Annotated in this window: 6 protein-coding genes; 5 read left to right on the plus strand and 1 reads right to left on the minus strand. The window is 58.6% G+C overall.

Annotation, left to right across the window (positions count from 1 at the left end):
- Window positions 1–60: 60 nt before the first annotated feature.
- Window positions 61–855: a CDP-alcohol phosphatidyltransferase family protein gene (locus NW815_RS10225; RefSeq protein ID WP_414390326.1), complete on the plus strand. Its 795-nt coding sequence runs from the start codon at window positions 61–63 to the stop codon at window positions 853–855.
- A gap of 122 nt (window positions 856–977) precedes the next feature.
- Window positions 978–1,835, plus strand: coding sequence for a methyltransferase domain-containing protein (locus NW815_RS10230; protein ID WP_414390324.1), 858 nt, complete (start codon window positions 978–980; stop codon window positions 1,833–1,835).
- 47 nt (window positions 1,836–1,882) lie between these two features.
- Here the strand turns inward: NW815_RS10230 and NW815_RS10235 are convergent, their stop codons facing one another.
- Window positions 1,883–2,503 (minus strand): uracil-DNA glycosylase, encoded by a 621-nt coding sequence (locus NW815_RS10235; protein ID WP_414415977.1) that lies wholly within the window; start codon window positions 2,501–2,503, stop codon window positions 1,883–1,885.
- A 280-nt stretch (window positions 2,504–2,783) separates the two neighbouring features.
- On the opposite strand from NW815_RS10235, the gene NW815_RS10240 reads away from it, so the two are divergent.
- From NW815_RS10240 to NW815_RS10250, 3 genes are read left to right on the plus strand one after another with little or no spacing between them, the layout of a single operon-like run.
- Complete coding sequence (locus tag NW815_RS10240; protein ID WP_414390941.1) at window positions 2,784–4,244, plus strand: TldD/PmbA family protein; 1,461 nt, start codon at window positions 2,784–2,786, stop codon at window positions 4,242–4,244.
- A 20-nt stretch (window positions 4,245–4,264) separates the two neighbouring features.
- A complete protein-coding gene (locus NW815_RS10245) occupies window positions 4,265–4,720 on the plus strand; it encodes a hypothetical protein (protein WP_414390939.1) in 456 nt (151 codons plus the stop codon).
- Window positions 4,717–5,130, plus strand: coding sequence for a DUF4351 domain-containing protein (locus NW815_RS10250; protein ID WP_238376783.1), 414 nt, complete (start codon window positions 4,717–4,719; stop codon window positions 5,128–5,130). Before NW815_RS10245 ends, NW815_RS10250 begins: the two co-directional genes overlap by 4 nt.
- Window positions 5,131–5,188: the final 58 nt, after the last annotated feature.

The following is a 5,188-nucleotide window of genomic DNA, read 5'->3' on the forward strand; positions in this document are numbered from 1 at the left end:
TGCGAAGCAGTCAGGGTCGGGTAGTTTACTAGCATTCTCATCATCTGGGATGATTCTGGGATGATGATTTCCATCGCGTTGGCGGTGCGGAGCAAGAAAATTGAATCGAGAGGTTTTGTGCCTCTGGCCTCTGGGATCCCAGCCGGTGGTGATCATCGGCAGCAGCGTTGCAGAGCAATAAGAAAGGAGTGTTTCTTGCTGGATAAGGTGCTTAGGCAGTGGAAGGAGCGGCTGTTGGCTCCAGTGCTGCAAACCCCTCTCCAACAGGTGCATCCCCTAGCCATTACCCTGTCGGGGTTTGCCATGGGCCTGGCCTCTGGGACAGCGGCAGCTTACGGGGCCTACGGGTGGGGGCTGGGCCTGTGGTTGCTGAACCGGTTTATGGACGGGCTGGACGGCACGTTGGCTCGTCTGCAGGGACGGCAAAGCGATCTGGGGGGCTACCTGGATATGCTGCTGGACGTGGTGGTCTACGCAGTCGTTCCCCTGGGGCTGGCCTTTCACCAGGGATCCCTGCTGGGCTATGCTTCTCTGGCTCTGATGCTGGCCAGCTTTTACATCAACCTTTGCTCCTGGATGTATTTGGCAGGGCTGTTGGAAAAACGGCGTTCGCGACAGCGTTGCAGAGCAACAAGGACGGATGGCACCGTCGGGGCGGGATCCCTGGATGAACTGACCAGCTTAAGTATGCCGTCGGGGCTTATCGAGGGCAGCGAAACCATCTTTTTCTACGGCTTGTTTTTCCTTTTCCCGGAGTACATGGTGGGCTTGTTTGGGCTGATGGCAATTCTGGTGCTCTTGAGTGCTGTGCAGCGGTTGGTTTGGGCGCTGGGATCGCTTTCTGCTCCAAGGTGAGTTCGGAAAGGGTCTGTTACTATGGCTCCGTCCGGCTGGCGCGAGTTGGGTTACAAGGGTTCCCCATCAGATTTCACCGGGCGAGAGGATCCAAAATAAAAAAGCCATGGAGATCTGTTGCCATGACCTCCACCCTCAACCAACGCATTCGCCACTTCTACGATGCCTCCTCCGGCCTCTGGGAGCGGGTGTGGGGGGAGCACATGCACCATGGCTATTACGAGCCGGGCCAAACCGGTAAGGATCGCCGCCAAGCTCAGATTGACTTGATTGATAGGGTTATCCAGTGGGGCCAGATCGGGGATCCCTGCCCTCCCCAGCACATTCTTGATCTTGGCTGTGGCATTGGGGGGAGCAGCTTGGAGTTAGCCCGGCGCTTTGGGGCACAGGTTACGGGCATTACCCTCAGCCCCGTCCAAGCCCAGCGGGCTACGGAGCGCGCCCAAGAGGCCGGCCTGAGCAACAAGGTGCGATTTCAGGTGGCCGATGCCCTGGAGATGCCCTTTGCAGACAACACCTTTGATCTGGTGTGGTCTCTGGAAAGCGGCGAGCACATGCCGGATAAGCGGCAGTTTCTGGCCGAGGGCTGGCGGGTCTTGCAACCGGGCGGGCAGTTGATGGTGGTAACCTGGTGCCACCGCGAGGGATCCCTGAGCCAGCAGGATCAACAGCTTTTGCAGAAAATCTACGAGGTGTACTGCCTGCCCTATGTGATCAGCCTCTCCAGCTACGAGGCTCTGGCCCAACAGGTGGGCTTTGAGCAGGTGCGCAGCGCCGACTGGTCGGAGCGAGTGGCCCCTTTCTGGGATGAGGTGATCGCTTCCGCCCGCGACTGGCGCTGGATCCCGGCTTTGCTGCGCAGCGGTTGGGTTACCCTTCGGGCGGCACTGGGGCTGGGCCTGATGCGTCGGGCTTATGCCACCGGCTTGCTTCGCTTTGGCCTCTTGACTGGGTTCAAACCTGGGGATCAGCCAAGGTAGGGATCCCTTGCTCTCCTTTGGGAGGAGGGGCGCTTGGGGAAATGGGCTCAAAAGTTGGGCTGGGGCGGTGCTGTGCCGGTGAGTTCCAGATACTTTTGCTTCACCGCCTGAATATCCTGCCACATCAACCACTTGGGGCTGCCAGGGGTGCGGTCTGGGTTGCGCAGCAGATAAGCCGGGTGAAAGATGGGCATACACCAGCGCCCCTGCCACTGGATCCATTCCCCGCGGATCTTGGTGATCCCTCGCTTCTCGCCCAAAAGGGAGCGCACCGAGGTGGCCCCCGTGAGCAGAATAATCCAGGGATCCACCAAGCGAATCTGCTCCAGCAAATAGGGGCGGCAGGCTTCGATCTCCTCAGGGGCAGGCACCCGGTTGTTGGGGGGGCGGCATTTCACGGCGTTGCAGATGTAGGTATCCCGGTCGGGATCCAGCCCCACCGAAGCCAGGATTTTATCCAGCAATTGTCCCGACTTGCCCACAAAAGGCAGCCCCTGCAGGTCTTCGTTTTCCCCTGGCCCCTCTCCGATGATTAAAATCCTTGCCTTGGGGTTGCCCCGATGCACCACCACATGGGTACGGCTGGCTGCCAAGTCGCAGCGCTGGCATACCAAACAATGCTGCTTCAGTTGCTCCAAATCCCTGTAAGTGCCGGGGGGGATGGACACCTGGGCCGACAGGGGGATCTGATCCCACTGGGGGAGTGTCTCCTCCGCCGGGGCTGGCGGCTCGATGGGATCGTCAAACAGGCTGGGCTGAAGCTCCGGCGGTTTTTTCTTGGCAGCCATTGCAAGTCGAGGTTTCCTTGTGCAGCGATCTTCGATTGCTCCCCCGCCCTTGTCAAGCTCAAGGCCAACCTGCCGGCAGGGGAGAACCTTTACTCCTTGTTAAACTGAGAAAACGAAAACTTGCGCCGGCCTTAGCTCGTCTCTACTCCCTGAGCCTGCCATGCTGCTTTTGTCCAAAGAACTGCCCAACCTGAACTACCGTCATACTCTACAGCGCTTCGACGAGGATTGGCGGGATCCCCTCTCTGCCCTGTTGGGCTGGGGGCGCGCTGCCGGTGCCGATTTGGTGGAGATTTTTCTAGAACGGGGCAATTCCATCAGTTGCCTGGCCGAAGATGACGCCATCACCAGCATCACCCCACGGCTCTCCACCGGGGCCGGCGTGCGGGTGTTTCGCGGCTTGGCCGACTGCTACGTCAGCACCAACGATCTGTCCTTTGCCGGTCTCAAGGCTGCTCTGGAGAAGGGCCTTTCGCTGATGGGCTTCACCCCTCCTGGCCCCACAGCGCTGGTCTCTGCCGTCAACCTGGAGATGCTGCAGGACTACGGCGAGCGTCGCCGCAAAGATGGCTGGTTGAAGGAATGTAGCCCCATTGCGGAGATGGGGGAGATCCTGCTCAAAGCCAACGAGCAACTGGGTCGCCAAGCCCGCCATGTGCAGTCCCGCCGCACCACCTATTTCCGCGATTGGCAAGAGATTCTGGTGGCCTGCAGCGATGGCACCTTTGTGCGGGATGTGCGCCTCACCCAATCCGTGAGCTCTACGCTGCTCTGTGCCGATGGATCCCATCGCGCCTCTGTCAGTCAACGCTCCGGCGGTACGGGGGATCCCAACTTTTTGCGCCGTTGGGATCTGGAGGCCCATAGCCGGGAACTGGCAGAAGCCGCCGGCCAGATGCTCTATGCCGACTATGTGGAATCCGGCACCTACCCGATTGTGATGTCCAACGCTTTTGGCGGCGTTATCTTCCACGAAGCCTGCGGGCATCTGTTGGAAACCACCCAGATTGAGCGCAAAACCACTCCCTTTGCCGACAAAAAAGGCCAGAAGATTGCCCACAAAAACCTTACCGCCTGGGATGAAGGTCTCTCTGAAGGGGCCTTTGGCAGCCTGGATGTGGATGACGAGGGGATGCCCGTCCAGCGCACTTTGCTAATTGAAAAGGGCATTTTGAAGAACTTCCTGGCCGACCGGGCCGGCTCACTGCGCACCGGCCACCCCCGCACCGGCAGCGGTCGCCGCCAAAACTACACCTTTGCCCCCGCCAGCCGTATGCGCAATACCTACATTGCCCCCGGAGATGCAGAATTGGACGATCTTTTTGCTTCTATCGACAAAGGCATCTATTGCAAGCGCATGGGGGGAGGGAGCGTCGGCCCAACCGGGCAATTTAACTTTGCCGTCGAAGAAGCTTATCTCATCGAAAACGGCAAGATTACCAAACCCCTCAAGGGAGCCACTCTGATCGGAGAAGCCAAAGACATCTTGACCAAAATCTCCATGTGTTCTAAGGACCTCAGCTTGGCAGCTGGGTTCTGTGGCTCTGTAAGTGGCAGCATTTACGTCACCGTCGGGCAGCCCCACATCAAGGTGGATTCCATTACCGTGGGCGGTCGCTAATTCCAGGGATCCACCTCGACATGGCCTATGACAACGTCTGCAAATATCTGGCCGAGCGTTTCCCAGAGCAGTTTGCCCGCTGGCTCATGGGAGAAGTGGCTCGGCTCCGACTCTATCGGAGGTATCCTCACCTATCGGTGCAGCAGGTGGTCAAGGTGCTCCGCACCGCTAACGCGATTGACTTGCGCAAAACGGGGTCGGAGCGAGTTTTCCAGACCTCTTTTCGTCTAGAGAGGCTGAGCCATGAGTTTGATGTCATCCGCCTATGGGAATGTGATTTGAGGGCCGGAGCGGGTTGGCAAGCCCTACTGCCTTTTCGGGTTCTGAGCCAGGTGGAAGATCCAGCAGAAACCTTGCGAGAGGTGGTCAGTGAGCTAGAGAGCTTGGCAGACCCCAGCGAGAGAAGGGAATTGGCAGCCGCAACAGCCGTCTTGGCGGGACTAGCATTGGATCGGGGTTTGATTGGCAGATCATGAGGTCTTTGGATATGAGGGAATCGGTGATCTACCAAGAGTGGCGGGCAGAAGCTCTGCGAGAGGGGCTGGAAGAAGGGCGCAAAGAAGGACGCAGAGAAGGACTACAACTGGGCCTGCAACAAGGGCTACAACAAGGATTGCAACAAGGATTACAACAGGGATTGCAACACGGGGAAGCAACGCTGGTTTTGCGGCTGCTCAGGCGGAAGTTGGGATCCCTTGACCCGGCCCTTGAGAATAAGATTTGGGCTTTGTCAACGTCACAACTGGAGGCGCTGGGGGAAGCTCTGTTGGACTTCAACAGCTTGGAGGATTTAACTGCCTGGCTGGCCCGTCAGCTAGAAACCGCAGGAGCCCCGCTCTCTGCCCACAGGGCAAGGGTCGGGAGGAATGTGAGTAAAATGCAATAAGGCTATGACCCAAGTCCTGACCGTTTCTTGCAAGCTCAAGGTGTCCCAGTCGCAAGCC

This window comes from Synechococcus sp. R6-7, assembly GCF_047461695.1.
GTDB lineage: Bacteria > Cyanobacteriota > Cyanobacteriia > Thermostichales > Thermostichaceae > Thermostichus.